The organism is Negativicoccus succinicivorans, assembly GCF_018373335.1.
GTDB lineage: Bacteria > Bacillota > Negativicutes > Veillonellales > Negativicoccaceae > Negativicoccus > Negativicoccus succinicivorans_A.
The window spans coordinates 1-25,435 of the sequence record NZ_JAHAHH010000007.1; the positions used below are offsets into that span (position 1 = coordinate 1).

25 protein-coding genes, 3 tRNA genes, 1 rRNA gene, 1 other RNA gene, 1 pseudogene and 1 other annotated feature are annotated in these 25,435 nt (G+C 49.8%); of the genes and pseudogenes, 3 read left to right on the forward strand and 28 right to left on the reverse strand.

Annotated elements, in window-relative coordinates; genetic code table 11:
- From KH813_RS01255 to KH813_RS01320, 14 genes and pseudogenes are all read right to left on the reverse strand, one after another.
- A 16S ribosomal RNA gene (locus tag KH813_RS01255) occupies positions 1-79 on the reverse strand; the annotation flags it as partial.
- A 338-nt stretch (positions 80-417) separates the two neighbouring features.
- Positions 418-1,692 (reverse strand): ArsB/NhaD family transporter, encoded by a 1,275-nt coding sequence (locus KH813_RS01260; protein WP_303992245.1) that lies wholly within the window; start codon positions 1,690-1,692, stop codon positions 418-420.
- Positions 1,693-1,876: 184 nt separating this feature from the next.
- Positions 1,877-1,952, reverse strand: a tRNA-Lys gene (locus KH813_RS01265).
- A 4-nt stretch (positions 1,953-1,956) separates the two neighbouring features.
- A tRNA-Gln gene (locus tag KH813_RS01270) sits at positions 1,957-2,031 on the reverse strand.
- Position 2,032: 1 nt separating this feature from the next.
- A tRNA-His gene (locus KH813_RS01275) sits at positions 2,033-2,108 on the reverse strand.
- Positions 2,109-2,168: 60 nt separating this feature from the next.
- Entirely contained in the window at positions 2,169-3,044 is an 876-nt protein-coding gene (speE, locus tag KH813_RS01280; RefSeq protein WP_303992248.1) for a polyamine aminopropyltransferase, read from the reverse strand.
- A gap of 1 nt (position 3,045) precedes the next feature.
- The gene (locus KH813_RS01285; protein ID WP_303992250.1) at positions 3,046-3,657 is read right to left on the reverse strand and encodes a DivIVA domain-containing protein; all 612 of its coding nucleotides are present in this window, start codon (positions 3,655-3,657) and stop codon (positions 3,046-3,048) included.
- Between the two features lie 14 nt (positions 3,658-3,671).
- Positions 3,672-4,457 (reverse strand): RNA-binding protein, encoded by a 786-nt coding sequence (locus KH813_RS01290; RefSeq protein ID WP_303992253.1) that lies wholly within the window; start codon positions 4,455-4,457, stop codon positions 3,672-3,674.
- Positions 4,450-5,253 carry a pyrroline-5-carboxylate reductase gene (gene proC / locus KH813_RS01295; protein ID WP_303992256.1) on the reverse strand — a complete coding sequence of 268 codons (804 nt, stop codon included), beginning with the start codon at positions 5,251-5,253 and terminating at the stop codon, positions 4,450-4,452. The genes KH813_RS01290 and proC overlap by 8 nt, the downstream gene beginning before the upstream one ends.
- On the reverse strand, positions 5,250-5,711 hold the full coding sequence (locus tag KH813_RS01300) for a cell division protein SepF (RefSeq protein WP_303992259.1): 462 nt from the start codon (positions 5,709-5,711) through the stop codon (positions 5,250-5,252). Before KH813_RS01300 ends, proC begins: the two co-directional genes overlap by 4 nt.
- A 14-nt stretch (positions 5,712-5,725) precedes the next feature.
- Entirely contained in the window at positions 5,726-6,412 is a 687-nt protein-coding gene (locus tag KH813_RS01305) for a YggS family pyridoxal phosphate-dependent enzyme (RefSeq protein WP_303992262.1), read from the reverse strand.
- 191 nt (positions 6,413-6,603) lie between these two features.
- Positions 6,604-7,593 (reverse strand): ABC transporter substrate-binding protein, encoded by a 990-nt coding sequence (locus KH813_RS01310; protein ID WP_303992315.1) that lies wholly within the window; start codon positions 7,591-7,593, stop codon positions 6,604-6,606.
- A 40-nt stretch (positions 7,594-7,633) separates the two neighbouring features.
- Positions 7,634-7,900, reverse strand: a binding site (T-box leader).
- 34 nt (positions 7,901-7,934) lie between these two features.
- Positions 7,935-8,345: pseudogene (gene msrB / locus KH813_RS01315) on the reverse strand (peptide-methionine (R)-S-oxide reductase MsrB); the annotation flags it as partial.
- A 26-nt stretch (positions 8,346-8,371) separates the two neighbouring features.
- Positions 8,372-8,809, reverse strand: coding sequence for a cupin domain-containing protein (locus KH813_RS01320; protein WP_303992268.1), 438 nt, complete (start codon positions 8,807-8,809; stop codon positions 8,372-8,374).
- Between the two features lie 85 nt (positions 8,810-8,894).
- Between KH813_RS01320 and KH813_RS01325 the strand changes: the two genes are divergently transcribed.
- Both KH813_RS01325 and KH813_RS01330 read left to right on the forward strand, forming a co-directional pair.
- Positions 8,895-9,662, forward strand: coding sequence for a sulfite exporter TauE/SafE family protein (locus KH813_RS01325; protein ID WP_303992272.1), 768 nt, complete (start codon positions 8,895-8,897; stop codon positions 9,660-9,662).
- A 33-nt stretch (positions 9,663-9,695) separates the two neighbouring features.
- Positions 9,696-11,066, forward strand: coding sequence for an aminopeptidase (locus tag KH813_RS01330; RefSeq protein WP_303992274.1), 1,371 nt, complete (start codon positions 9,696-9,698; stop codon positions 11,064-11,066).
- Positions 11,067-11,111: 45 nt separating this feature from the next.
- Here KH813_RS01330 and cysK read toward each other — a convergent pair whose 3' ends face one another.
- From cysK to KH813_RS01370, 8 genes are all read right to left on the reverse strand, one after another.
- Entirely contained in the window at positions 11,112-12,050 is a 939-nt protein-coding gene (gene cysK / locus KH813_RS01335) for a cysteine synthase A (protein ID WP_303992277.1), read from the reverse strand.
- A gap of 42 nt (positions 12,051-12,092) precedes the next feature.
- On the reverse strand, positions 12,093-12,716 hold the full coding sequence (locus tag KH813_RS01340) for a hypothetical protein (RefSeq protein WP_303992279.1): 624 nt from the start codon (positions 12,714-12,716) through the stop codon (positions 12,093-12,095).
- Positions 12,717-12,732: 16 nt separating this feature from the next.
- Positions 12,733-13,164, reverse strand: a complete 432-nt coding sequence (locus tag KH813_RS01345) for a peptidylprolyl isomerase (RefSeq protein ID WP_303992282.1) — start codon at positions 13,162-13,164, stop codon at positions 12,733-12,735.
- A complete protein-coding gene (locus KH813_RS01350) occupies positions 13,161-13,874 on the reverse strand; it encodes a tRNA threonylcarbamoyladenosine dehydratase (protein WP_303992285.1) in 714 nt (237 codons plus the stop codon). The genes KH813_RS01345 and KH813_RS01350 overlap by 4 nt, the downstream gene beginning before the upstream one ends.
- Positions 13,874-14,245 carry a VOC family protein gene (locus KH813_RS01355; protein ID WP_303992287.1) on the reverse strand — a complete coding sequence of 124 codons (372 nt, stop codon included), beginning with the start codon at positions 14,243-14,245 and terminating at the stop codon, positions 13,874-13,876. Before KH813_RS01355 ends, KH813_RS01350 begins: the two co-directional genes overlap by 1 nt.
- 79 nt (positions 14,246-14,324) lie before the next feature.
- Positions 14,325-17,375, reverse strand: coding sequence for an SbcC/MukB-like Walker B domain-containing protein (locus KH813_RS01360; protein ID WP_303992290.1), 3,051 nt, complete (start codon positions 17,373-17,375; stop codon positions 14,325-14,327).
- On the reverse strand, positions 17,372-18,493 hold the full coding sequence (locus KH813_RS01365) for an exonuclease SbcCD subunit D (protein ID WP_303992294.1): 1,122 nt from the start codon (positions 18,491-18,493) through the stop codon (positions 17,372-17,374). The genes KH813_RS01360 and KH813_RS01365 overlap by 4 nt, the downstream gene beginning before the upstream one ends.
- A gap of 123 nt (positions 18,494-18,616) precedes the next feature.
- On the reverse strand, positions 18,617-19,207 hold the full coding sequence (locus KH813_RS01370) for a hypothetical protein (RefSeq protein ID WP_303992297.1): 591 nt from the start codon (positions 19,205-19,207) through the stop codon (positions 18,617-18,619).
- 120 nt (positions 19,208-19,327) lie between these two features.
- On the opposite strand from KH813_RS01370, the gene KH813_RS01375 reads away from it, so the two are divergent.
- Positions 19,328-20,845, forward strand: coding sequence for a DEAD/DEAH box helicase (locus tag KH813_RS01375; protein ID WP_303992300.1), 1,518 nt, complete (start codon positions 19,328-19,330; stop codon positions 20,843-20,845).
- A gap of 30 nt (positions 20,846-20,875) precedes the next feature.
- Here the strand turns inward: KH813_RS01375 and KH813_RS01380 are convergent, their stop codons facing one another.
- The 6 genes from KH813_RS01380 to KH813_RS01405 form a co-directional block, all read right to left on the reverse strand.
- Positions 20,876-21,652 (reverse strand): ATP-grasp domain-containing protein, encoded by a 777-nt coding sequence (locus KH813_RS01380; RefSeq protein ID WP_303992302.1) that lies wholly within the window; start codon positions 21,650-21,652, stop codon positions 20,876-20,878.
- A 221-nt stretch (positions 21,653-21,873) separates the two neighbouring features.
- Positions 21,874-22,215, reverse strand: a transfer-messenger RNA (tmRNA) gene (ssrA, locus tag KH813_RS01385).
- A gap of 39 nt (positions 22,216-22,254) precedes the next feature.
- A complete protein-coding gene (smpB, locus tag KH813_RS01390; RefSeq protein WP_303992306.1) occupies positions 22,255-22,722 on the reverse strand; it encodes an SsrA-binding protein SmpB in 468 nt (155 codons plus the stop codon).
- Positions 22,723-22,736: 14 nt separating this feature from the next.
- Positions 22,737-24,833: a ribonuclease R gene (rnr, locus tag KH813_RS01395; RefSeq protein WP_303992309.1), complete on the reverse strand. Its 2,097-nt coding sequence runs from the start codon at positions 24,831-24,833 to the stop codon at positions 22,737-22,739.
- 42 nt (positions 24,834-24,875) lie between these two features.
- Complete coding sequence (gene secG, locus KH813_RS01400) at positions 24,876-25,106, reverse strand: preprotein translocase subunit SecG (RefSeq protein WP_075939639.1); 231 nt, start codon at positions 25,104-25,106, stop codon at positions 24,876-24,878.
- Between the two features lie 26 nt (positions 25,107-25,132).
- Positions 25,133-25,435 (reverse strand): sigma factor-like helix-turn-helix DNA-binding protein (locus KH813_RS01405; RefSeq protein ID WP_303992312.1); only part of this gene is annotated, 303 nt, incomplete at its 5' end.

Genomic DNA, 25,435 nt, shown 5'->3' on the forward strand with positions numbered 1-25,435 from the left:
TCATATCTCTCCGTTCGACTTGCATGTGTTAGGCACGCCGCCAGCGTTCGTCCTGAGCCAGGATCAAACTCTCCATGATAGTTTGATTGCTCATTTGTTTGCCTTGTTGCCAAGGACTTTTGTAATTGACTCGGGTCTGATATCAGACCCGCACATTGGCGTTAATTCTTTGCATTGTTCAGTTTTCAAAGAACCGCGTCGCTTCATGCGACTTGATTATGATAGCATCTCTTTTTTCCGGTGTCAAGCCTTTTCTTCATCTTTTTCAAGTTCGCAGACAGGCCCTACAACCATCAAATCATTGATGCTTGATTATCATATCACGCAAAATATACGTTGTCAAGAAACAGTCAACATTTACTCGGCGCTTTCTTACATAAAAAAGACGCCTGTACAGGCGTCTTTTTTGATTTGCCCTCAAAAGTATCGTAACCAAATATATATTTGGCCGACAAATACGGTAAAGAGCATCATCGGAAAACCGACTATAAAGTATTTTTTAAAACTTATATCGTAACCGTTCTGCGCTGCCAAAGCCGCAATAATAACTCCCGGCGAGGAGCCGATGATCGTGCCGTTACCGCCATAGCAAGCACCGATGGAAAGCGACCACCACAATACATTGGGATCCAGCCCCATCACGTTTTCCATTTCCTTAATGATAGGAATCATGGTCGCGGTAAACGGAATGTTGTCCACAAAAGCAGACGCTATGGCACTGATCCAGAGGATCAGCGAAGATGTCATTTCGATATCGCCCTGCGTCTGTTCTACTGCCCATTTCGCGACCCAACCGATAACACCGGTAGCCTCAATACCACCGACAAGAACAAAGAGACCGATAAAGAAGAAGATGGTGCTCCAATCCACACCGCTCAATGCTTCCTCCGGAGTCTCGCCTGTAAAAACCATCATGGCAATCGCACCGGTAAGGGCAATCGTCGCCGTTTCGAATCCGATCAGGTTGTGGATCGCAAAACCGAATACGGTTAACACCAAGACGGTTAACGAAATATGGAATAATCGCCAATCGGCGATCTGTTTTTTCGGATCCAGTTTGTCTAAAAGCGATTTTTCAAAAGGTTCATGTTTAAGTTCTTTATGAAAAATAAGCAGTAAAGAAGGTACACAGAGAAGCAGTACTAATACAGCAATCGGACCGGTATTGGTAACAAAGTCCATAAATGTTAGTCCGACAGCGCTGCCGATCATGACGTTCGGCGGGTCGCCTACCATAGTTCCTGTACCGCCGATGTTGGCGGCTAAAATTTCCATGATCAGGAAAGGATACGCATTAAGACGTAAAAATTTTGTCAATGAAATAGTGATCGGCGCGATTAAGAGTACCGCTGTAACAACATCCAAAAACGCTGCCGAAATCGCTGTCAAAAATGCAAACATCAACATCAGCAGCAGCGAACGGCCTTGTGTCAATTTGACGGCCCAAATGGCGAACGCTTCGAACATCCCTGTTTTTTTAACGACAGCAACGATCATCATCATCCCGATTAAAAGACCGAGTGTATTGAAGTCTATAAAACGGGTGATCGCCATTTCCTGCGTGACAAAACCGACCAAAATCATTGTCATGCCGCCGACCAGTGAAACAATTGTTCGCGGCCACTTCTCCGTCATGATTACAGCGTAAGTTATCACAAATATTAAGATCGACACTGTAAACGCGCTAAACACTCCGCCTCAACCCCTCATGATAATATTTTATGATATTATTAAAAATATTTTCATCTAATACTATGCTCGTCTTATATTGTATAATTTAACGATTGAACTGTCAACGGAAACGGGCCAATTGCCTGTTATCAGTAGACAATAATTACCTATAAGTAAAAAGCCTCTGCTAAGCAGAGGCTTGATGTGGTGATCCATCCGCGACTCGAACGCGGGACACCCTGATTAAAAGTCAGGTGCTCTACCAACTGAGCTAATGGATCATACTGGCAGGGGTAGGTGGATTCGAACCACCGTGTGACGGAGTCAAAGTCCGTTGCCTTACCGCTTGGCGATACCCCTGTGGGGTGAGTAGTGGGAGTCGAACCCACGCATAACGGAGCCACAATCCGCCGTGTTAACCACTTCACCATACCCACCATGCCCGAATAAATCGGAACAGTTAATAGTTTACCATCTTGTTTGGTTACTGTCAATATTTATTTAGAATCGGCCATCGGCGGTACCTCCCCCGTTGTCAGGTGACGTACAAATTCCGGTAGCACAAATGCAGCTTTACCGACTTCTGTATTGTAGTAACGACAATTCGACAAATTAGGAGTTCTCCATTCCACCGCCAAAGGGTCCCGCGTTTTGGCCCCCAACGTAAACGAATGGTAACCGCTGGGATACAACGGAATCGGTGCCGTATACAGGCGGGTCACCGGAAAGCTTTTCGCCACCGCCTGTTGAACATCACAAATTAAGCGTTGATGGAAAAACGGCGATTCTGTTTGCTGTACCATAATGCCGTCTGCCTTTAAAGCTCGCGCACAGGCGGCATAAAATTCGGCGGTAAACAAACCCTCCCCGGGTCCTATAGGATCCGAACAGTCAACAATAATCACATCATACTCATTCTCTGCCGCTTCCACTTTGGCAACTCCGTCGCCAACGGTAACGGTTAAACGCGGGTCATCTTGCAACAAAGAGACAGCAATCTCGGGCAAATATTTTTTAGCAACGGCAATTACAGCCGAATCAATCTCCACCATTTCCACCGACTCGACGGTAGCATGACGCAATACTTCCCGCGCTGTACCACCATCACCGCCGCCCACAATCAGGATGCGACGCGGATCCGGATGCAGGCACAAAGGAACGTGGGTAATCATTTCACTATACACCCACTCATCGGCGATGGAGGTTTGAAAAACTCCGTCTAAAATCAGCATACGGCCAAATTGCATACTGTCGGCCACGACAATATGCTGAAATTCAGACTGCTCCTCATGTAAAATTTTCCGTGCCGCAAGGGATAGTTTGACGAACGGACTTTGCTCTTCCGTGACCCACGCAGTTTGCGTTGTCGCCATCTTACGCCTCCCTATCGATTTCACCTTCTGCGGAATCCAACTCCTCCGCTTCTGCCTCTTGTACTGCTTCCGGCTCCGTTTCTTCTGCATCGGTCACGGTGAAAAGTTCTTCCTCGCTATTTTCTTCCACCTCGGACACAGCTTCATAGTTTGCCATGGCTTGGGAGGGATCCGCTACCATGGTGTCCACCAACGCTAATTGTGATTCGAGCAGCGAGCGTAATTTCGCACGAAAAACGCTGATGTCGGCCATGATTTGATTATATTGCTCCTGTGCGCTGCGTAATGAGTCTGCCGTATCACGGAGCATTTGCTCTTTCTCCGTCTCCGCTTTAGCAATGATCAATTCCGCCTCTTTACGTGCATTGACTTTGACATTCTCCGCTGTTTCCTGCGCCATCATCAACGTAGACGTCATGGTCGTTTCCATCGTTTCATAATTTTTCAATTTCGTGCGCAACATATCGGTTTCTTCTTCCATCTCCCGATGTTCACGATAAATTTTCTCATAGTCGTTGACGACTTCTTCCAGAAACTGTTCGACTTCTTCCTGAGCATAGCCGCGCAGGCCTTTGGAAAAAGTTTTATTATGAATATCCATCGGTGTTAACATTTGGTTTCCTCCCGTTACTGATATCGTTCCAAACGCAAACCGGTCCGCCCCTTACGACTGGTACCGGTAATCTCTGCTACGACCAAACGGCCGCGCCCTCGTACTGAAATAACGTCGCCCTGTGCGACAATTTGTGCAGGCCCTTTGGCCCGTTGCCAATTGACTTGTACTTTTTCCGCACTAATGGCCGCTACCATTTTGGCGCGTGACATACCATAACCGGCAGCTCCGATCGCATCAAGACGCAACGAGGCAACCGTCGTACGGACTTCTTTTACTTTTTCTATTTTAGGAACCAGGTCGGTCAACGGAATCTCTCGCGGCGTTACATTGACCATGGCAATCTTTTGCCAGTTTTGCAGCAGATACTGCACAATAGTACGATCAACAACCACCTGCGCGCGCGTCGGCTGCATTAAAATATCGCCGAACACTTCCCGTTCCAATCCCAGCCCCATTAGTGCTCCCAGCACATCACGGTGGCTAAGGAGCCGAAAACGCGGATCCCAGCTTGCTTCCACAGCACTCAGATTCCAATCTATTTTACCGGCGAATTCCGGTCGGAAGAATGCGATTTTAATACGTTCCGCGCCATGATATCCACCGTTTTCCTCGACTTCCAAGCCGGGAAAGTGCGCGCGAATCGTGGTCGCGATCTGGCCGGCATACGGACTGACAAAATCACTGACCGCAAGCGGTCGGCGTGTCCGTACCTGATCCGCCAAATCCAAAAGCCGATTGGCTAATTCTCCATTGCCCGATCCGCTGAAATAGCGGCTGATCTTTTCGCGTTCATTCATGCGTCTGCTCCAACTCCCGATCACGCTCATAGCAGGCTACAACGCCCTCGATCAAAGCCGAACGCAAACCGTTGCGTTCCATCGCCTGGATACCCGCAATCGTAGTGCCACCGGGAGATGTTACCTGATCCCGCAAAATAGCCGGATGAGTATTACTCGTCAGTTGCATTTTTGCCGCGCCGAATAATGTCTGCGCCGCGGCTTTAATCGCCAGCTTGCGCGGCAAGCCGATTCGCACGCCCGCATCCGCCAACGCATCCATAATGACATAAACATACGCCGGTCCCGCACCTGTCAAAGCCATCATCGCGGTCAATTCCGCTTCGCTAACGACAATCGTTTCGCCCAGCGCGGCAAAAATGGATTCTACCAGTGCTACATCATTTTCTGCTACATCTTCCGCCGGTGCAATGGAAATCATTCCCGCTGCCACATCAACCGGCGTGTTCGGCATCACACGTACGAAGGACAGATTTGTTGCGCTCCATTCGCGAAGCTTCGCAAGCGTCGTTCCCGCGGCAATCGACACGATGATACCCTGCGATTTCGCTGCTGCAAGTTCCGACAATACTTCTTTCACCTTGTCCGGTTTGACAGCGATAATCACCACATCGCAGACCGCAAGTGCCGACCAATCCGCTTTGTTAACACCGTAGCGTTCCGCCACTTCCTGCGTTTTGGCAAAGGTATGCTCCCGCACGTAAATATCAGTAGCCGCAACAACTTTGCCGGCTAGAATACCGCGTAAAATCGCGCCGCCCATAGCGCCGACGCCAATGATTCCCAGTTTTGTCATTGCTGACGACTGCCCCAGGTAGGCGCTACGTCAGCGCCTAAATTGGGAGTAGTCGTGTAGGTATAATTTTCCGTATCCACTGTCATGTTGTTCGGTACAGCGAGGAAAATGGCATTGCTGACTTGTTCGATATGACCTTCGAGTGCGTAAGTAACGCCGCTGACAAAGTCAATTAAACGACGACCGACTTCATCTTCCGTTTTTTCCAAGTTAATGACCACCGGACGATACGATTTCAAATGATCGGCAATTTTTTCGGAGTCACCGAAAGTATACGGTTCTACAACAATCATCCGATACGCTTTCGACTGTTGTACCGGTACCGCCGCCGACGGCGTGCGATAGTTCACGCGATCGTCTTCATATTCCTCTTCATCATCCATGTATTCATCTTCATAATCGTCATGATTTCCCGAAACACTATCCACCATACGATTCCAACTGTCTCTCCAGCCCATTGTTTTCCTCCTTATTATTCACGGCTACCGAAAATCGCGGTGCCAACGCGAACCAGGTTCGCTCCCTCTTCAATCGCTACTTCCATGTCATTGCTCATCCCCATGGAAAGGTAGCGTATATCCCCTTCGCCGTAACGATGACGCAAGTCATCAAATACATTGTAAGCGACGCGAAAAACCGGACGTACTTCTTCCGGATTTTCCACCAACGGCGCCATACACATCAGGCCGCGCAAACGAATATGCGATGCCGCTCCTACGGCGGCCAATATATCTTCATATTCCGACAACTTGAGCCCGTATTTTTGCGGTTCTTCCGCAATATTGAACTGCAGTAAAATATCCTGCACTTTATCTATTTTTTCGGCCTGCTTTTCAATGGCCTCCAAAATACGCGCCGAGTCGACCGATTCAATCAAATCAAAATGTCGCACGGCTTGGGCCGCTTTGTTGCGTTGCAGATGCCCGATTAAATGCCAGGAAATCGGTGTGCCGGTATACTCCGCCTGCTTTTGTATCGCTTCCTGCACCCGGTTTTCACCGACAACGGTCACTCCCAAGCGCGCAGCCTCTTGCACTGCGGCAACCGGATGAAACTTAGTGACGGCAACTAATTGCACATGATCGACACGTCCTGAGCGAATCCGCGCGTTACGAATTCTCTCTCGTACCGCTTCCAGATTCGCGGCTATGTCCGTCATCTCATCACCTTCCTCTATTGTATTCCTTACTGTTTCATTTCCTAATATATACGACTATATCACAGATTATTATAGCAACTATTACCAATAGTGACAAAACAAAAAGAGGAAATTGTAACAATTTCCTCTTTTTCTCACAGTTTTAACGACATAGATCATATCCATCCGTAAATTTCAGCTTACGCTTTTTGCTAGTCGCAAAGTTGCGCCGTCTTCGCCAACTCCGGATCAATGGCAATTCCCAATGTGCTTGCCGCCGAGCGACTGATCAATGGCGCCTGCGCTGCCGGCAACTCAATCGCAAGCGTTTGCGGTTGCGCATTTCCTTTCAGAATGGCCACCGCCATTTCACCGGCGCGATAGCCGATTTGGTAATAATCTACGGAAAGGGCCGCCAGCGCGCCTTCCCGCACATAACTTGCCGCCGCGCCGATGACCGGAATGCGGGCGGCATTCGTCACGTTAATCAACGTCGGCAAGGCCGATGCAATGACGTTATCCGTCGGCACATAAATCGCGTCGACGCGACCGCTCAATGCCTGCGCGACTTGTGCCAGATCGTTGACATTGCTGACCGTTGCCTCCGTCACACTGAGCCCTTTGGCTTGAGCCGCAGACACAAAACTTTTCGCCTGCAATTCACTGTTGATTTCGCCGGAATTATAAATGATCCCGACCCGTTTGGCTGTCGGTAATAATCGCTGCAACAGTTGTACCTGCTCCGCTTCCGGTGTCCGATCGCTGGTGCCGGTGACATTCGTGCCCGGCGCCGCATTTGTTTTTACGAGTTTCGCCGATTCATAATCGGAAACAGCTGTCCCGACGATCGGAATCGTCGCCGTTTCGTTCGCCATCGTCTGCGCCGCCGGTGTTGAAATCGCCCCGATCAGCTGTACATTTTGGCTGACGAAACGCTGCGCGATCGCTTTCAGATTGGATTGTTCGCCTTGTGCATTTTCCTGCATGATGGTAATCGCTTTAGCGGGGTACGCTTTTTGGAGCGCTGCAACGAAACCGCGGTTCGCCTCATCCAGCGACGGATGTTGCGCTATTTGAACAATGCCTACGACCGGGTTGTCTGTGCCTTGCGCATCCGTCGTTTTGCCGAAAAATTGAGTGCCCACCGCGACTATGCCTACCACTCCCAAAATGACTGCCCAACGTTTACTGCTCCATTGCATTTTCTTCACGCTCCCTCTAAATAAAAACGTCCCTTCGCCAAGAAGGGACGACGGGACGCGGTCGCGGTACCACCCTAATTATCAAACAAAAAAGGATGGTACCCAGGGACGGAAAACTCCGCGGTACCACCCTAATTATCATTTGATCAACTCATGACGCATTAACGACCGTCACGCCGTTCCCGCCTACTTATTTCAGCGGGAAAGCTCCGGAAAGAACTTCGGACACCAATTCGTACCGGCTTGCACCATCCGCCGGCTCTCTGTGACTCATTGATAGCGTACTTTTTTCCTTCATTGCCATTGACTTGTAAATTTTTCACATTGTAACAAACGAAATCTTACTTGTCAAATGGTTTGGTAAATATTTCTTTATATTTGCCGTAACCCGCTTCATCCAACTGCTCATACGGAATAAATCGTAATGCGGCGGAGTTAATACAATACCGCAAACCGGTCTCTGTCGGCCCGTCAGGAAATACATGTCCTAAATGCCCACCGTTGCTGCGAACTTCCGTACGGGGCATGAACGGGATGCTCGTATCGTGATGTTCGCTGACCGGCGCATCGCCAAGCGTCCGATCAAAACTCGGCCAGCCGCAGCCGGCGTCAAATTTATCTTCACTCGAAAAAAGCGGCTCCCCGGTGACCACGTCTACGTACAGTCCCGGCGCTTCCTGATCCCAAAATTCATTTTGAAACGGCGGTTCGGTCGCATTTTCTTGCGTAACACGATACTGCATATCGGTCAGATGCGCCAGTTGGCTCGTCTTTTCTTTCATGGCTCCTCCAAAAAATCACGAATCGCGGGATTTTCTTTCATCTTGGTAAGCTCTGCGTGAGTCGGTAATGTGACTTTATCACGCTCCTGGTTAACCAGGCATAAAAAGCCGAGCGCTTCGCCGCGGTTCGCGCGAAATTGATGCCATTGCCAAGCAGGAATGGTAATCAGATCACCGAATGACACCGCCTGCACTTCATCACCTAACAGCGCCGTGCCTTTGCCCCTAAAAATCATTACCCAATGCGTGTGTTGATGGTGCTCAAGTGTGGAATATCCGCCCGGTGCCACCTCAAAGTAGCGCCACTGGCAGGGAATATCTTCGGCACCGTCAAATAATACCTGTCGGGTAACGGAGCGAAATGGACTGTTATCTTCTTTATATACCAATTTGGAAACATCATCCCAACGATAATCGTTATGTTTACGAATCATAGTAACCTCCGTATTCATTATCGCACAGACCTTTCTTTCTGCAAAATGGAATCCATTCATGCTATAATCAAAAAAGAATGAAAGGATGATCGGATTGGAATTTTTATTGTACCTCGTATTAGGGGCACTCGTAGCGGCATTTGGAACATTGATCGGTGCCGGCGGCGGCATTATATTTGTCCCGCTTTTTTTATTTATGTTCCCCTGGTCACCGGCAATGATCACCGGCACCTCGCTGGCGATTGTTTTTTGTAATGCGGCCTCAGGTACTGTCGCGTACATGCGGCAAAAGCGTATTCATTACCAGGCGGCTGTGCTGTTTGCCGTTTGCACCTTGCCCGGTGCGGTTTTGGGTGCGATCCTCACCGATTACTTTTCGGGCGCGTTATTCAAACTCACCTTCGGTAGCTTTTTAACGCTGCTCTCGCTTTTTATTCTTTGGCAAAATCGTCGTAAAAAAGCGACTCGCGTTGAACACACCGATACTCACTTTGCGTATTCGAAGCCGCTTGGCTGTGCCATCAGTTTCGTCGTTGGCTTCATCTCCAGCATTTTCGGGATCGGCGGCGGTGTCATTCATGTTCCGGCTATGATTTATCTGCTGGGATTTCCGACTCATATTGCAACCGCTACCAGTCATTTTGTCCTGGCGGTTTCCGCTTTATTCGGCGTTACAACGCACGCCATAGCCGGACATATTCATTGGCCCCTGGCGATTGTCTTCGGTCTGGGCTCGATCGTCGGTGCGCAGATAGGTGCGCGCCTCGCCAAACGTGTCCAAGGCCCCATCATTATTAACTTGCTGGCTCTGGCTTTACTCTTGCTGGGCTTGCGGTTAGTATTGTTAGTATAATGATATAAATCTTTACGAGAAAGGATGTAAGCAATGGAAACTTATTCACGTAAAACTCCGGTTTGGAATCGATTCAACAAAACACAACAAAAAGAATGCCATAAATATGCGGAGGAATACAAGAACTTTTTGAATGCGGCGCGCACGGAACGCCTGGCCAACAAAGAAATTATTCGTCAGGCAAAAGCGGCAGGGTACCGACCGCTGTCTTCTTTCAGCGAATTGCACGCGGGCGACAAAGTGTACTTGGATCACAAGGGCAAAGCTGTCATCATGGCGGTTATCGGCCGCGACGACATGCGTCAAGGTCTGAAATTGGTCGGCTCTCATATCGACTCGCCTCGCCTCGATTTAAAGGCGAACCCGCTCGATGAAAAAGACGGCTTGGTATTTCTCCGCACGCATTACTACGGCGGCATCAAAAAATATCAATGGGTCTGCATGCCGCTTGCTCTCGTCGGTGTGATCGCTAAAACCGACGGCAGTCTGGTCAACGTGGAGATGGGTCTGGATGCGGCGGATCCGGTATTGTACATCACCGATATTTTGCCGCACTTGGGACAGACACAGGCGCAGAAAAAGCTCAACGAAGCCATTACCGGCGAAATGTTGTTACCGGTAATCGGCGGTCACGGTGAAGGCAAGAAATCCGCCAAGGAAATGGTGCTGAAAATTTTTGGCGACAAATACGGCATTACGGAAGAAGATTTTGCCAGTGCGGAGCTGGAGGTTATTCCGGCACAGGGTGCACGCGACGTCGGCATCGATCGCGCGTTTGTCATGGCGCATGGTCAGGACGATCGCGTCTGCTCCTATGGCAATCTCGCCGCCATTCTCGCCGCGAAACCGAGCACCAAAACGCAAGTCGCGTTATTTACCGATAAAGAAGAAATAGGTTCATACGGCAACACGGGTGTCAACTCTTCCTACGTCACCGACTTCATTATGGATCTGTTGGAATTGCAAGGTGACGGCAGCCATCGCGCCTTGCGCGATACATTGCGACATACGGAAATTCTTTCCGCCGATGTCACCGCATCTTTCGATCCCACTTTTGCCGATACAATGGAGAAAAACAATTCTTCATTGACGGGCTTCGGAATTGTTTTAACGAAGTATACCGGCGCGCGCGGTAAGTCTGGCAGCAATGATGCCAATGCGGAATTTCTCGGCAAAGTTCGTGGCATTTTCAATGAAAATAATGTGCCGTGGCAGATTGGTGAGCTCGGTAAAGTCGATCAAGGCGGCGGTGGCACCATCGCTTTGTACCTGGCGGCCTGGGGTTGCGAAGTAGTCGATTGCGGCGTGACAATGCTCAGCATGCATGCACCGCTGGAACTTGTTGAAAAAACGGATGCCTATTGCGCTTACCTTGCGTATAAAGCATTCTTTGAGAGCCACTGAATAAAATAAAAAAGAACCTCCGCGGAGGTTCTTTTTTTATGGCAATTATTTGTCGGCTGCACCGAAAATACCGAGTGAAAGATACCGTTCACCCGTATCCGGCAATAAAGCAACAATACGCTTGCCGGCAAATTCCGAGCGCTGCGCCAAGGCCGTTGCTGCCGCCAATGCGGCACCGGAAGATACCCCGACTAAAATTCCTTCTTCACGCGCCAGTGCTTGCGTGGCCGCAATCGCGTCTTCATTCGTTACCGTGAGCACTTCATCATACACGGCTTGGTCCAAAACTTTCGGGATAAAGTTGGCGCCGATGCCCTGAATTTTGTGACTGCCGGCTTTGCCTTCCGTGAGCAACGGAGAAGTCGACGGTTCCACCGCAAAAATTTTCACATCGGCATCCTTTTCTTTCAGAAAGCGTCCGACGCCTGTCACCGTGCCACCCGTACCGACACCGGCAACAAAAGCACCGACATGGCCGTCGGTATCTTCCCAGATTTCTCGAGCGGTAGTCGCTTCATGCATCGCCGGATTCGCCGCATTTTCAAATTGTTGTGGAATAAATACATTTCCCAATTCTTTTTTAAGCTCATTGGCTTTATCCACCGTTCCCTGCATTCCCTGCGCGCCCGGCGTCAATACGATCTCAGCGCCGTACGCTTGGGCCAGTTGACGACGCTCAATACTCATCGTTTCCGGCATAACCAAAATCACACGATAACCTTTGACGGCGCCGGCGAAGGCTAAACCGACTCCCGTATTGCCGCTCGTAGGTTCCACAATGGTCATCCCCGGGACAAGCGAACCGTCTTTTTCCGCTTCGTCAATCATCGCCAACGCCACGCGGTCTTTTACCGACCCTGCCGGATTTTGTCGTTCCAATTTTACGACAATCTGCGCCGCAAGATTACGTTTAGCTGACCATTTTTTCAATTCTACCAAAGGAGTTTTTCCGACAAGATCTAAAATCGATCTAGCAATTTTCATTCTAAAACCTCTTCCTATCTATGTCATTGTACAGATAATGTACTATTCTGTTTTTTGTAAATACACAAAGCCTCCGCCCAGCATAGTTTCTTTTGCCCATTCCGCCGGCGCAAACCTTTTTTTGATGCCTTCATCATAAACATCGGCAATAGCGGGCGACTGATCGGTATCCAAACGCACGATAGGTACCCAATGCCACGAATCAATCGTCTCTTGGTTACCGCGATGGCGGTTCAAAAACGCAACCGGCGAATCACAATCCAAGCCTGCCTTGATAAAATTCAATACTTCTTCGCTTGAAGGACGAAAACGAGGGACTACCGACACCGTGAGCATCCGGGCATGATAATTTTGCATTCCCGCTTCCTGAAAAAACATTTCCAGGCCGTCACGCAACCAGCGTGTTTTGAAAAGTCCGCCTTGGCGCGGTGTCACATAATCCCAAATCCGATTCATTTGCGTTAACACCGCATTCGTAGTATGCAAATCCTTCCAAATGCCATCCCGATGCAGACAATACGCCGCTAAATACGTCGCGGTGGTCGGGCCACAGCCGGCGCGTCGGCGCCATTCATCCTTATACCAATCTTGTGAATACCCGTACCAAACCCGACCATTGATTTTAAAATCGAGCTGGTCGGGTTTTTGTAACGAATATATTGACATCTGTTTTCCTTCTTACTTACTCTTCCACGATTCGGATCGATTCCATCCGGTCGCCTTGTAAAATTGAATCTACAGTATCCATACCGTCCGTTACCTGACCAAACACGGTGTGTACGCCGTTCAAGTGCGGCTGCGGTTCAAAGCAAATGAAAAATTGGCTGCCGCCCGTATCTTTGCCGCGATGCGCCATCGATACGGCCCCGCGCGTATGCGTATGGGGGTTATTTTCGGTTTCGCAAGGAATGGTGTAGCCCGGGCCGCCGGTACCGTTACCATTCGGACACCCCGTCTGGGCGACGAAACCCGGGATCACACGATGAAAAATCAAGCCGTCATAAAATCCTTCGCCGGCCAGTTTCGCGAAGTTTTTCACCGTGCCCGGTGCTTCTTTCGGGAATAATTCAATCGTAATTTCCGCTTTATTTTCAAGAGTAATAATCGCTTTCATAGTAACTCCTCTTCTTTCTGTGCAATGGCACGAATCACGAGCCCCGCCAGTATCATTCCGCCCACCGGCGGTACAAAGGAAACGGAGCCCGGAACCTCTTCCGCTCCTTCGGGATACTGCGGCGCAATCGGTTTCTCTTTAGAATATACGCAGGTCAATTTTGCGACGCCTGCCTGTTTTAATTCTCGACGCATCACGCGCGCCAGGTGGCACACGGAGGTGGCATAAATATCCGCCACTTCAATTTGCTCGGGATGTAATTTATTACCTAAGCCCATCGCCGCAACGATAGGTATATGTAATGCTTGCGCTTCGCGGGCAAGGCCCACTTTCGCCGTCACTGTATCGATCGCATCGATTACATAATCAACATGCAATGTTGCCAGATACGATTTTTCCCGAGGTAAATAAAATTCTTCACGCACTTCCACTTGGCACGCCGGATTAATATCTGCGATGCGTTCCGCCATCACCTGCGCTTTTGATTTCCCCAGTGTCGACACTAAAGCCGGTAATTGTCGGTTGCGATTGCTGGCCGTAACGCGGTCGGGATCAATCAGCACCAGACGACCGATGCCGGCACGCGCCAGTGCTTCCACCGCATATGAACCGACACCCCCGATGCCGAACACGGCCACTGCGGCACGCGACAAACGATCGACGCCTTCCGTCCCCAGTAAGTATGAAGTGCGTTGTGTAAATTCGTCCATCAGTCTTTCGCCGGCACGATTTCCAGCCAATAGTGGTCCGGATCTTCGATAAAATAAATACCCATTTGAGGATTCTCATAACAGATACAGCCCATCTCTTTATGCTTGGCATGAGCGGCTTCATATTCTTCCGTCACGAACGCCAAATGGAATTCGTTGTCACCCAAATTATACGGTTCTTTCCTGTCACGCAACCAGGTGAGCTCCAGCTTATGGTCCGTCTGATAATCTCCCAAATAGACGATGATAAAGCTGTCATCCTCCGCTGTTTTACGGCGAACTTCGGTAAGTCCCAGCGCTTCTTCATAAAAGGCAAGACTTTTTTCCAAATCCAAAACATTTAAGTTATTATGGTCAAATCGAAAGGACATCGACATCGCTCCTTTACTGAAATTCTTATTCGAACATTTTCGATATGTTTATTGTAACAAAATTTCTTATACTCTGCAATTATCCTAACACCCAATGGGCCCGACTGCCTGTTTCCGTCTTTTCGATTTCCAAACGCGTATCAATACGCTGACGCAATTCTTCTACGTGACTGATAATACCGACAAGTCGACCGCCCTCACGTAAATCCGTCAAAATACGAATCGCTTCGTTTAACGCGTCCGCATCCAATGTCCCGAACCCTTCATCAACGAACACGGTATCCAAACGCAAACCTCCGGCATAGGCCTGCGCTGTATCGGCAAGCCCTAACGCCAGCGCGAGCGATGCCTGAAATGTTTCGCCGCCCGAAAGCGTATTGGCGGGCCGACGATCTCCGGTCCAAAAATCGTTGACTTCTAAATCCAACCCCGCAGCGCGACGTTGATCGGTTGCCGCTTGCGCACGCACAAGCTGGTACCGTCGGTGACTCATTTTTTCCAAGCGTATATTGGCGGCCATGATGACATCGTCAAGCAACGTCTGTAAAACGTAGCGCTGAAAACTCAACCGTCCCTGCTCGCCTGTCACACTGCTGCCATTGGCCAATTCGGATAAGCGTCCCACGACAGCCTGTTTCTGATCGAGTTTCGCAAATATCTGCGCGTATTCCTTCATTTTTTGCGCAACATCCGCCAATCGTTTGACTTTTATGCCGAGCATCGTCGTCCGTTCGACCGCCGCTTTATGTTCCTTTTCGGCTCGACTGACGGCCGCCATGACTTTTGCTAAGTCGGGCGCCGCCATGCCGTCCAGTTCTTTTTTTATTTCTTCCAAACGGGTTTGGTTAGCGATGCAATCCGCTTGATATTTTTGAATTTCTTGCTGGCGCTCGGTAATGGAGGGTCCCTGCGCAATCGCCGCGGCCAACAGCGTCATATCGGTAAAACCCGATGCTTTGGCGCGCTCGAGCAATGCGTCGCGTTTCGTTTTATAGTTATGACGGCATTCTTCCAGTCGTCCTATTACTTCTTCGTATTGTTGACGAAGATCCTGCTCTTTTTTTTGAACCCCTTTCGCCGTTTCCGAAAACGCTTTTTCGCGCCGTTCGTAGTTTTCTATTTTCTCTCGCAACTGCACAACTTGCGCTTTCACCGACTCCGCATTTGTGAACTGTAGCGGAATCTGTCGTTGCGCTTCTTCACGTTTGGTCGCTACCACCGTTACTACCGATTCGATTTCCGCAAGTTCTTCATTGATTTTTTGCAGTGTTTCGTTCGCTTTTTTCTCCTGCTCCTGTTGCGCGGTCAACTGCACTTTAACGCGTTCAAATTCCGCTTGCGCGGCCGTTGCCTCTTGATGCTTCGCCTGCAATTCGGCCTCCTGCTCTATAAGTTGTGTATCAGTAAGCGATACCAACAAAGCATCCGCCGCGTTCAACTCCTGTGCCAACAGGGATTCACGTTCCGTCAACTGGCTCAAAAGCTGTTGCGTTGCCGTCAACTTTTCCTGCGCCAGCTTTTCTTCTTCCTGCGCATCTTGCCACGTTGCTTCATCCGGCATCTCCTCATCGGCTACCGCCGGTTGCGGATGATGCAGGGAGCCGCATACTGGGCAGGGAGTACCTGCTGTAAGTTCTGCGCCTAACCATGCCGCCCAATTCTTTTCACGCAGATCGGCCAAACGTTCTCGCCTCTGGACAGCGTTTTGCAAAGCGGTCTGCTGCAGAGCAAGCGTGTTTTTCGTGATTTCAATATCTTCGCTGACCGCGGCATGGTCTTGCTGCCGTTTCCGATACGCCTGGTATTCCTTTTGTTGTCGCCGCTGCGACGCCAATTTTTCTTCCCAAATCGGTGTTTTCTCCGCCAACTCACGAAGCGCGTTCCCTTGCTCGGAAAGATCCGTGATGGTTTTTGTGATCCGCTCCGTTTCCGCCTGCGCCGCTTTTTGCCGCGCTTGCACCGCAGCGTGTTTCTTTTTATTTTCTTCTTCTTGCCGTGTCAATTGCGCCGCTTCGTCAAACCAACCGATGACTCTCGTTAGACGCTCTTGTTCCAGTTTATATTCACTTTGCGCGGAACGTTCCGTATTTAAAAATTCTTCCTCTTTCTCCCAGTAAAGAGTCTCCTCTTGCAGTTGTTTTAATTCCGGTTCCAACTTGCGTTGTTGCTCACGATATTGGGATCCCTTCGTTTGTTCATCGGTGAGCGCCTGCATACTGTCGGCCATCGTCGCTGCTTTTTGCCAACGCTCCAGTTCTGCGGTCTTTTCTTGCATCATTTCGGACTCGTCGGCAAGTTTTTTCTGCACAGTGAGCGCTGTTTTTTCTTTGCTCTTAAGATCTTGCCACGCCTGCGCCGCTTGCGCCGACTGCTGCGCTTCTTGGCGGGCTTTTGCTAAAACGAACTCCGCGTCTTTCGCTTCGTCCCATTCCGCTTGGGTTATTTCTATGGCGGATTGCAATTCTTCTTCCGTGGTAACGTTTTCCGCCCCCAAATCGTGTTCCCGATCGCGCTTCGCCTCTTCAAAAGAAGAGGCGAGCGCCTGGGCGCGCTCTTTCAACAACGCCGCTACGCGGGCGGCGATTTCCGTCGCAAACAGTTTGGCCAAAATCTGCTCTCGTTCCGCCGAGCTCGCCAATAAAAGTTGACGAAAATTCCCCTGCGGCAAAAGCACGACCTGACGAAACTGATCGACATCAAAACCGATCAAGTCCAAAATTTTTCCTTGCACGTTGCGATCGCCCATCGATTCCAATTCCGTACCATCGACCGCGATCTTAATAAATTCCACTTTGGCGGGGCGCTCCGTTGTTCCCGTCCCCCGTTGTTTGGTCAGGCGTTGCGCCGGCTCACGCACAACACGATAGCAGGTATCGCCGAGTGCAAAATCAAGTTCCACCCGTGTCGGTAACGATGCCGGTGCGTACGCACTGCGCATATTACGCGCGTCACGTTCGCTGCTGGTTTTGCCGTAAAGCGCAAAACAAATCGCGTCGAAAATCGTCGTCTTGCCTGCGCCGGTCGGTCCGTGCACCAAAAAGAACTGCCGTTCACCGAGGCGAGTAAAATCAATTGTTTGCGCCTCCACATAGGGGCCGAACGCCTGCATCATCAAACGTAACGGTCTCATGACTCCGCCTCCTGCCATACTTCGGCCATAACCTGCGCCTCGGTTTCATCGAGCGGGCGACCGCCGACATCCTCAATAAATTGCGCAAACATATCCGTATAGGTTAACCGACGAATGTCCGCTGTGGTGCGCTCACCCTGCTGCGCTTTGAGACCGATCGGTTCCAGGGCCAGCACATTCGGAAATTTTTCGCGCAGCCGACTCATCGCAGCCAACACAGGCGCTTCATCCGTCAGACGCAATAACAAGTAATCATCACTCGCCGGTGTAAGGTCCCCCATAAGTTCCTGAAACGCGCCCGTAATGATGCGCAAATCATGACGCTTACGCAAGCTAACACTTTCCCGCTGCACCGCTCCCGCCGCATCAATCTCGACCAAATCGACACCTTTCGGCTGATCCGCTTCATTGAAAGAATATTTTAACAGCGAGCCGCTGTAGCGTAATTTACCCGCCGCCATAGTTTGCGGTCGGTGCAAATGTCCGAGCATCGTGTAGTGAAAGTCTTGGAATGTATCCGTTCCTACCTGTGACGATCCCCCAACGGAAAGCGGCCGTTCCGAATCCGACGGACTGCCGCCGGCTACAAATGCATGCGCCACGGCAATACGCCGAGCCGATGACGGTACCTGTTGTAACAGGCGCTCTGCCTGCACGCGGAATAAACTGTCATAATCACGCACCTGCGGTTCATCGTATTTGATTCGTATCGTTGCCGGATCGGCAAACGCAAATGGGCAAAAATATACCGGCCCCGCCGCATCATGAAGCACAAGCGGCGCGGTATCGGCTTCTGCCATGCCGTAAATATACACACCGCTTTGGCGCAAAAGCCGCGTACCGTACGACAAGCGATCGGTGCTGTCGTGATTACCGCTGATCGCAATCAAAGGAATATCTGCGTAGCTTAATTCCGTAACCATATCATCCCACAAATGTACGGCATCCGTAGGCGGCACTGCGCGGTCATAGATATCGCCCGCCACCACCACCGCGTCCGGTCGGTAGTCACGCACCAATGCGCTGAAATCCTGCAGCGTGTATGCTTGATCTTCCGTCAAGTAACGTTCATAAAAAATTCGTCCTAAATGCCAATCGGCCGTATGAATAATGCGCATAGCAGCTCCTTTAGTCTGTTTTTTTTATTATATCATCTAGGCTCTTTTACCGATGCGTGGGAATGATGAATAACTTATGATTTACTAAAATACGACTATAAAAAATCCCCCGAAGGGGATTTTTTATGACAATGTTAAAACGATTGTCTCCAATAATCTTGTTTGCACTTCTGTTGCCGCGGTCACTTTACCGTTGCGCTGATCATATGCCAACGCTTCCGTATTCGGTAAAAGCAGTCGTGTTTTGTCGGCACTCCGATAGACCAAAAAGCGCTGCGGTATAGTGAGGGCAAGATCCGGATGTTCGCGCCACAATGATTCCGCTTTCGGGTCGTGGTACTCGACCATCCAAAAAGCATTGTTCTCATTCCCCATTGTGGTAACCGTCACCTCGGTATAACCGGCTTGCTCCAACGCCGTTACCAGTCGAGGCACCAGTTTCTGCGGTTCGGTTTTAAGCGTCACTTCATACGCATTGCGACCGACGCGTTCACCTTGCAGACCGGCTTGCTGTAAAATGGTAAAACTTTTTTCAAACTGCGGATAACGCGTGTCATAACGATCTCTTTCACTGGGAATGTCAGTATAAATTCCACCGCTGACTCCGTGATGATGACCGAAGCCGATGCCGATCCCAAAGTTTGCCGCGCTGGCCGTCAGCGCGACGGAAAAGGTCAAACAACTTGCTAATGCCAAGTATTTCCACCGTTGCATAGTCTCACCCCTTTGGAAAGTTTATATTTTTAGTATAACACAAATTAATATATGAATTTATGCATGATTTTATCTCATCTCATGATATAATGGATATTTGATGAACGAAGGAGGAAATAGATGTTAGAAGAATTTATCAACTTAAAAATATCCAAACCGATTATTACCGCCCTGAATGAAATGGGTTTTGAAGAGCCGACACCGATCCAACGCGAGGCCATTCCGATCGCTTTGAGCGGCCGTGATATGATCGGCCAGGCACAAACCGGTACGGGTAAGACGGCGGCATTCGGCATTCCGATGCTGGAACGCGTGCCGGCGAAAGGCGAAGGACCGTTTGCCCTTGTGTTGGCGCCGACACGTGAGCTTGCCATTCAATCGGCAGAAGAAATCAATCGTTTGGCGCAACACTTGCCGCACTGGGCATTGCCGATTTACGGCGGTCAGGACATGGGTCGTCAATTGCGCAGCCTTAACAAACGTCCGCCGATTATCGTTGCGACACCGGGCCGTCTGATGGATCACATGGAACGCGGAACCATTTCTCTCGACAACATCCGACTCGTTGTTCTCGACGAAGCGGATGAAATGCTCAACATGGGTTTCATTGATGATATTCATAAAATTGTCGGTGCTACTCCGGAGGATCGCCAAACACTGTTGTTCTCCGCCACGATGCCGAATGCGATTCGTAAATTGGCCGACAAATTTCTGACAGAGCCGGAACACGTCACCATGAAAATGAAAGAAGTGACGATTGATCTGATTGACCAGGACTATATTGAAGTTCCGGAACGTCAGAAATTTGATGTGCTTTGCCGCCTTTTGGATATGCAGGATCCGACGCTCGCGATTATTTTCGGTCGCACCAAACGCCGCGTCGATGAAGTAACCGAAGCGTTGAAGAAACGCGGTTATACGGCGGAGGGTTTGCATGGTGACTTGTCGCAGGCGAAGCGTGATAAAGTCATGCGTCAATTCCGTGAAAATACGATCGACCTTTTGGTCGCTACCGACGTAGCGGCGCGCGGTCTCGATATCAGCGGCGTAACGCATGTTTACAACTACGACATGCCGCAGGATCCGGAAAGCTACGTGCACCGTGTCGGCCGTACCGGTCGCGCCGGTCAGGCCGGTTTGGCAACGACATTTGTCGTGCCGCGCGAAATGGAACATCTGCGCGCCATCGAACATTTAATTCGTCGTCGCATTGCCCGGCGTGCCATCCCCAGCTTGTCCGAGGTTATCGAAAGCAATCGCAAAAATGCGTTGACCAGCTTGGTGCGCACTGCCGAACAAGACAACTTGGACGGTTTCCATGCTTCCGCGGAAGAATTGTTGCGTGAATTGGATTCCGTTACATTGGTCGCGGCGGCAATTAAGTTGCTGACGGAAGAACCGGATACTACGCCGGTCAATATCACAGCGGAACGTCCGCTCGCCCGCAAAAAGAGTAACTTTACGCGCCGCAGCTCGCGCTCGGGTCAAAATCAGCGTAGCGGCGGAAAACGTAATTTCAGTCATGGCAAACGTCGTGAACACAATGACCGTAACGATCGCGGCTACCAATCGACTTCACGTAAAGGTGGTAAGAAAAAGAAATTTACCTCGGGCTTTGAACCGTACTTCCGCGATTAATAAATAAAAAAGACGCGTACGCGTCTTTTTTTATTGCTCCGTAACGGATGCGGTATCCTTATCCTGCGTCTCAGTTTTCTTTTGATATTCTCTTACCAAATCGGCTGTCAGTTCCTGCCAACGTGCCGCCAGAAGTTGCGCATAGGGTACCGGAGGCAAGCCGTAGTTCCCTAACCCGAAACCGTCGTTAACTTCCACCAGTAATGTGCGGCCCTCGCTGTCCACACCGAAATCAATGGCATAACCGCGCGGTGCAGAGTGATACGCTGCGATCGCGTGCTGAATAATACCTACATCCGGCGTGATATCCCATTTACCTTTATACCAGAACATTCCGAGCGGCACTCCGTCACATACATAGACGCGCCACTCCGAAACAAATTCCACTTTTTCACTGCACCAAACGTCAATATCCGAAACAAAGCCTCCGAGCTTGACCAAATCACTCGTTTCTTCCAGGACCGTGCCGATAAAGCGTTTCGTTTCTTTGCGAGGCTTGATAAACACACGCCAGAGTGACGGATCATTCGTAATCGTAAAAAGCGTGGACGGCCAAATTTTTCGTCCCAGAAATTCATGGAGTTCTTCCGGATAATCCAAATTCGGACATTCGATGTCCCACCCCGCTAAAAGATCGTGCAAATCCTGCTCACTGCCGACAATGACAGTGGCCGGATCCACCGTCTGCAACGCATGCACGGTGGTGTAAAAATCTACATCTCCCAGTTGTTTGAAGCCTTCATAGGCAATGTGCATATGATAGTCATAGAGTAAACCGTCATGATTTTTGCGTAGTAACGCCTTCATGCCGTCCTCCTTTCCTCTTGCATGCTTTATAGTTTACCTGTCCGTGAAAGGACGGTTTATATTCGATTTCATTTTACCATCTTTTGTGCACTCACAAAAGTTTCATAATAGCAATAAATAAAGAAACAATTCATTTACGTCGCCTCGGTTCCGCAAAAGAATTGTTTCTCTGAATTTTTATCCATCTATCCGATGCCAAACGCTCTTGGCGTATGATTGCATGGTGGAGACGAGGGGAGTCGAACCCCTGTCCAAAAGTATTGCCCTAACAACCGCTCCGGGTGCAGTTCATGATCGGGATTTCGCAGCGGCTTCGCTCATGAACAAGCCGACCGCCGCCAGACTGAAGAGTTTCCGCTAATGCGCGTCAGTCGCGCGCGTTAACGTATCCTACTGATTGACGCCGAGCTTATGCCGTAGGAAAACATAAGGCGGCGTGGCATTAAGCTGCCAGTGCAAATTCGTTGTTTGCGTGTAAGTTAAGTCCGGTGTTTAACGGGATGACCGGGATCCCGACCCGCTGTCATTAGCACAACTACTCCTGTCGAAACCAGTGCGTCCCCGAAGTAGTAAATGTAGCATACCACAATCGTTTTGTTTGTTCAAGTGCGACGACGTTCGGCAAGCGCTCGATCCATATCGCGTTTCGCGCTTTTTTCCGCCAGATCGCGACGTTTGTCATAGTTCTTTTTGCCGGTGCAAAGACCCAGTTTCACTTTCACCTTGCCCCGTGACCAATACAGCGAGAGCGGAATGAGCGTGTAACCTTTCTGTTGCACTTTGCCGAACAAGCGGTTAATCTCACTTTTATGCATCAAAAGCTTGCGGTTGCGCAACGGGTCCTGATTAAACCGATTCCCCTGCTCATAAGGACTGATATGCACATTGTAAAGCCACAGTTCGCCATGATGTATCCTGACAAATCCGTCTTTCAAATTCACCTTGCCGGCGCGCAGGGATTTGACTTCCGTTCCAAAAAGAACAAGACCGGCTTCGTACGTTTCATGTACAAAGTAATCGTGTCTCGCCTTACGGTTATCTGTAATTTGCCGTGTATTCTCACGCGCCATATTTCCTCCGTTAGCTAGCGACGACGGCGTTTGCCTCTCTTCCCTCGCTTGCCCTGTTTATTTTTCAATCGTTTCGCCTTGGCGAGTTTTTTCGCCGCTTTCGTTTTACTCTTACCTTTCTTGTGACTGCGAATGGCGGCTGATGCCTGCGCGACCTCTTCAAGCGAGTTAAATTCTCCCAGCAGGAAGTCGAGCGTGCGGTGTTCGATATCGGCTTTCGCCAACGTCACGCGAACCTGATCGCCCAACTGGAAGATCGTTTGTCCGCCATGGTCTTTAAACGTATAATCACGTTCTTCAAAGTATCCTCGGCCGTTATCGATCACATCGGTATGGACCAATCCTTCCGCGCCGTTATCCAAGGCGACAAACACGCCAAAGTTGGCAAGCCCCGTGACGGTCGCATCAAAGGCCTCGCCGACAAACGGCGCCATGTATTCCGTCCGTTTCAAATCGTTGGTTTCACGTTCCGCCTCTACCGATCGGCGTTCCGCCATCGAAGACTGCTCCGCCGCGCGCGCTAACCATTGTTTGTCGCGCGCCGGTTGTGATTTGCCCGTCAAAACTTCACGGATCAAACGGTGTACTACGAGATCCGGATAACGTCGAATCGGCGATGTGAAATGCGTGTAACATTCGGAGGCCAAACCGAAATGCCCCCAATTAATAATGTCATAGTAGGCTTGCGGCAACGAGCGCAGCGTCATTGTTTCAATAATCGGCTGGATGCCGTGTTCTTCCGCAATGGCCAACATTTTTTGAACGTCTTTCGGCTCTACTTCCGCTCCCAATTCAACCCGAGCGCCCCAAACCTGCAACAGATTCAAAACCATTTGCAGCTTTTCTTTGTCCGGCGACTGGTGCACACGGAAAATAGCGGTCCGATTTTCTTTCGATATAAACCGCGCAATCGTTTCATTGGCCAACAACATCGCCTCTTCGACCATTTTTTCGGCAATGGTGCGATCACGTTTAACGATTTGGATCGGCTTACCGTCTTCGTCAAGCAGGATCTTGAATTCAGGGAAATCAAAACTCAAAGCGCCGCGTTTCGTACGCATACAGATCAAGCGTTCCGCCAGTTCCTGCCAGGTTTTAAGCATCGTAAGATGCGGCTGTAAATTGTCCGGGTAGATATCTTCCAGCAGGGCCTTGCGAACTTCTGCATAGGTGCAGCGGCGCGCGCTCTTGATGATGCCCGGCCCTATTTTAGAATTCACTACTTCGCCCGCTTCGTTGACTTCCATGACCACGGACATGGTATAGCGATCGACGCCTTCATTTAAGCTGCAGACACCGTTCGATAGCACTTCCGGCAACATCGGAATAACGCGATCCGCCAAGTACACGCTGGTACCGCGGCGAAATGCTTCTTTATCCAATTCCGAACCGCGTTTCGCGTACCAGCTGACATCGGCGATATGAACGCCCAATTCCGTATTGCCGTTGTCCAATGTGCGACAGTATACGGCATCGTCAAAATCTTTCGCATCCGCACCGTCGATGGTAATAATCGGCTGATCGCGAAAATCCATCCGATCCCCCGGTGTAATCGGTATTTTCGCAACCTGTTCCGCTTCGTCAAGAACTTCTTTCGGAAAGGTTTTAGGGATATGGTGACTGGCAATAATCAAGCTGATATCCAGGCCTTTATCTCCCTCATAACCGAGTACTTCTTCGATAACGCCTTCCGCCATGCGCTTCGCTTCCGGCCATTTAGTGATGCGTACCAGTACCTTGGCGCCGCTTTTGGCATCTTTCATTTGGTCGGCGGGAATATAGATATCCGCCCCCATGCGCTCGTCATCCGGCGTCACAACCGCAAAGTTTTTCTGCAACGCAAAAGTACCGACTACCGTTTCATTCGCGTGCGTGACGACCCGCACCACTTGACCTTCATACTTACCGGCCTGTGATTTGCGCTCGAGCACTTCCACCTGTACGGTATCATTGTGCATGGCGTTTCCGCGACACTCTTTACCGATATAAATATCTTCATGCTTGTCATCGGTAATCAAGAATCCGAAATTTGCCGCGTATCCTTTGTATACGCCCGTTACCATTTGTCCGGGACTGTATCCCTGCATCCGATCAATTACTCGTTTTGCCATACGCCACCTCCGGAAGCAAAAAGTCCGCCTTGGCGGACTTTATTAGTACGTATTGAAGTATTTCACAAGCGCTAACGTAGTCAACGCAAAAACGATACCTAAAATAACGGTTAAACGTGATAAAATCGCATCTTTACCACGCGCTTTTCCGCCGAAGAATGTATCCGCCGCGCCGCCGATAGAACTTCCCATCCCGGCTGTCTTGCTTTCTTGCAGAACCACAACGGTAATCAATAATACCGCGATGATCATTTCTGCAAACATCAACGTCATCTTCAAAACAGTTGTCATCCTTTCCTTTAGTGATTTCGAAAATATAATTCCATCTTACGTTTCATGCGCTGAATCGCATTATCTACTGTTTTTACCGGACGACCGATGCGTTGCGCAATCGTTTCATAAGAAAGTCCTCGCAAATAGTAGAGCAGCACCCGCAATTCCAGCTTGCTCAAAACGCGCGGCACCGCTTGTGAAAGCGATACCATCCACTCGTTACGTAAATAAATCGACTCGGGATCGCTGTCGTTGTCTGTTGCCAGCATCTCCAATAGCGGACGCCCGCCATCGTCTTCTTCAAACACCGATCGATTGAGAGATATATA

What these genes read in the sequence shown, in the direction of transcription:
- KH813_RS01325 (WP_303992272.1), top strand. Translation starts at nt 8,895, where the DNA reads ATGATCGGATTGGAATTTTTATTGTACCTCGTATTAGGGGCACTCGTA.
- cysK (WP_303992277.1), bottom strand. Translation starts at nt 12,050, where the DNA reads ATGAAAATTGCTAGATCGATTTTAGATCTTGTCGGAAAAACTCCTTTG.
- smpB (WP_303992306.1), bottom strand. Translation starts at nt 22,722, where the DNA reads ATGGCGCGTGAGAATACACGGCAAATTACAGATAACCGTAAGGCGAGA.
- KH813_RS01305 (WP_303992262.1), bottom strand. Translation starts at nt 6,412, where the DNA reads ATGACGGACATAGCCGCGAATCTGGAAGCGGTACGAGAGAGAATTCGT.
- KH813_RS01285 (WP_303992250.1), bottom strand. Translation starts at nt 3,657, where the DNA reads ATGTTAACACCGATGGATATTCATAATAAAACTTTTTCCAAAGGCCTG.
- KH813_RS01375 (WP_303992300.1), top strand. Translation starts at nt 19,328, where the DNA reads ATGTTAGAAGAATTTATCAACTTAAAAATATCCAAACCGATTATTACC.
- secG (WP_075939639.1), bottom strand. Translation starts at nt 25,106, where the DNA reads ATGACGTTGATGTTTGCAGAAATGATCATCGCGGTATTATTGATTACC.
- KH813_RS01380 (WP_303992302.1), bottom strand. Translation starts at nt 21,652, where the DNA reads ATGAAGGCGTTACTACGCAAAAATCATGACGGTTTACTCTATGACTAT.
- KH813_RS01310 (WP_303992315.1), bottom strand. Translation starts at nt 7,593, where the DNA reads ATGCAATGGAGCAGTAAACGTTGGGCAGTCATTTTGGGAGTGGTAGGC.
- KH813_RS01340 (WP_303992279.1), bottom strand. Translation starts at nt 12,716, where the DNA reads ATGTCAATATATTCGTTACAAAAACCCGACCAGCTCGATTTTAAAATC.
- KH813_RS01355 (WP_303992287.1), bottom strand. Translation starts at nt 14,245, where the DNA reads ATGTCCTTTCGATTTGACCATAATAACTTAAATGTTTTGGATTTGGAA.
- KH813_RS01290 (WP_303992253.1), bottom strand. Translation starts at nt 4,457, where the DNA reads ATGAATGAACGCGAAAAGATCAGCCGCTATTTCAGCGGATCGGGCAAT.
- KH813_RS01320 (WP_303992268.1), bottom strand. Translation starts at nt 8,809, where the DNA reads ATGATTCGTAAACATAACGATTATCGTTGGGATGATGTTTCCAAATTG.
- KH813_RS01345 (WP_303992282.1), bottom strand. Translation starts at nt 13,164, where the DNA reads ATGAAAGCGATTATTACTCTTGAAAATAAAGCGGAAATTACGATTGAA.
- KH813_RS01370 (WP_303992297.1), bottom strand. Translation starts at nt 19,207, where the DNA reads ATGCAACGGTGGAAATACTTGGCATTAGCAAGTTGTTTGACCTTTTCC.
- KH813_RS01360 (WP_303992290.1), bottom strand. Translation starts at nt 17,375, where the DNA reads ATGAGACCGTTACGTTTGATGATGCAGGCGTTCGGCCCCTATGTGGAG.
- KH813_RS01300 (WP_303992259.1), bottom strand. Translation starts at nt 5,711, where the DNA reads ATGGGCTGGAGAGACAGTTGGAATCGTATGGTGGATAGTGTTTCGGGA.
- KH813_RS01350 (WP_303992285.1), bottom strand. Translation starts at nt 13,874, where the DNA reads ATGGACGAATTTACACAACGCACTTCATACTTACTGGGGACGGAAGGC.
- speE (WP_303992248.1), bottom strand. Translation starts at nt 3,044, where the DNA reads ATGGCGACAACGCAAACTGCGTGGGTCACGGAAGAGCAAAGTCCGTTC.
- proC (WP_303992256.1), bottom strand. Translation starts at nt 5,253, where the DNA reads ATGACAAAACTGGGAATCATTGGCGTCGGCGCTATGGGCGGCGCGATT.
- rnr (WP_303992309.1), bottom strand. Translation starts at nt 24,833, where the DNA reads ATGGCAAAACGAGTAATTGATCGGATGCAGGGATACAGTCCCGGACAA.
- KH813_RS01330 (WP_303992274.1), top strand. Translation starts at nt 9,696, where the DNA reads ATGGAAACTTATTCACGTAAAACTCCGGTTTGGAATCGATTCAACAAA.
- KH813_RS01365 (WP_303992294.1), bottom strand. Translation starts at nt 18,493, where the DNA reads ATGCGCATTATTCATACGGCCGATTGGCATTTAGGACGAATTTTTTAT.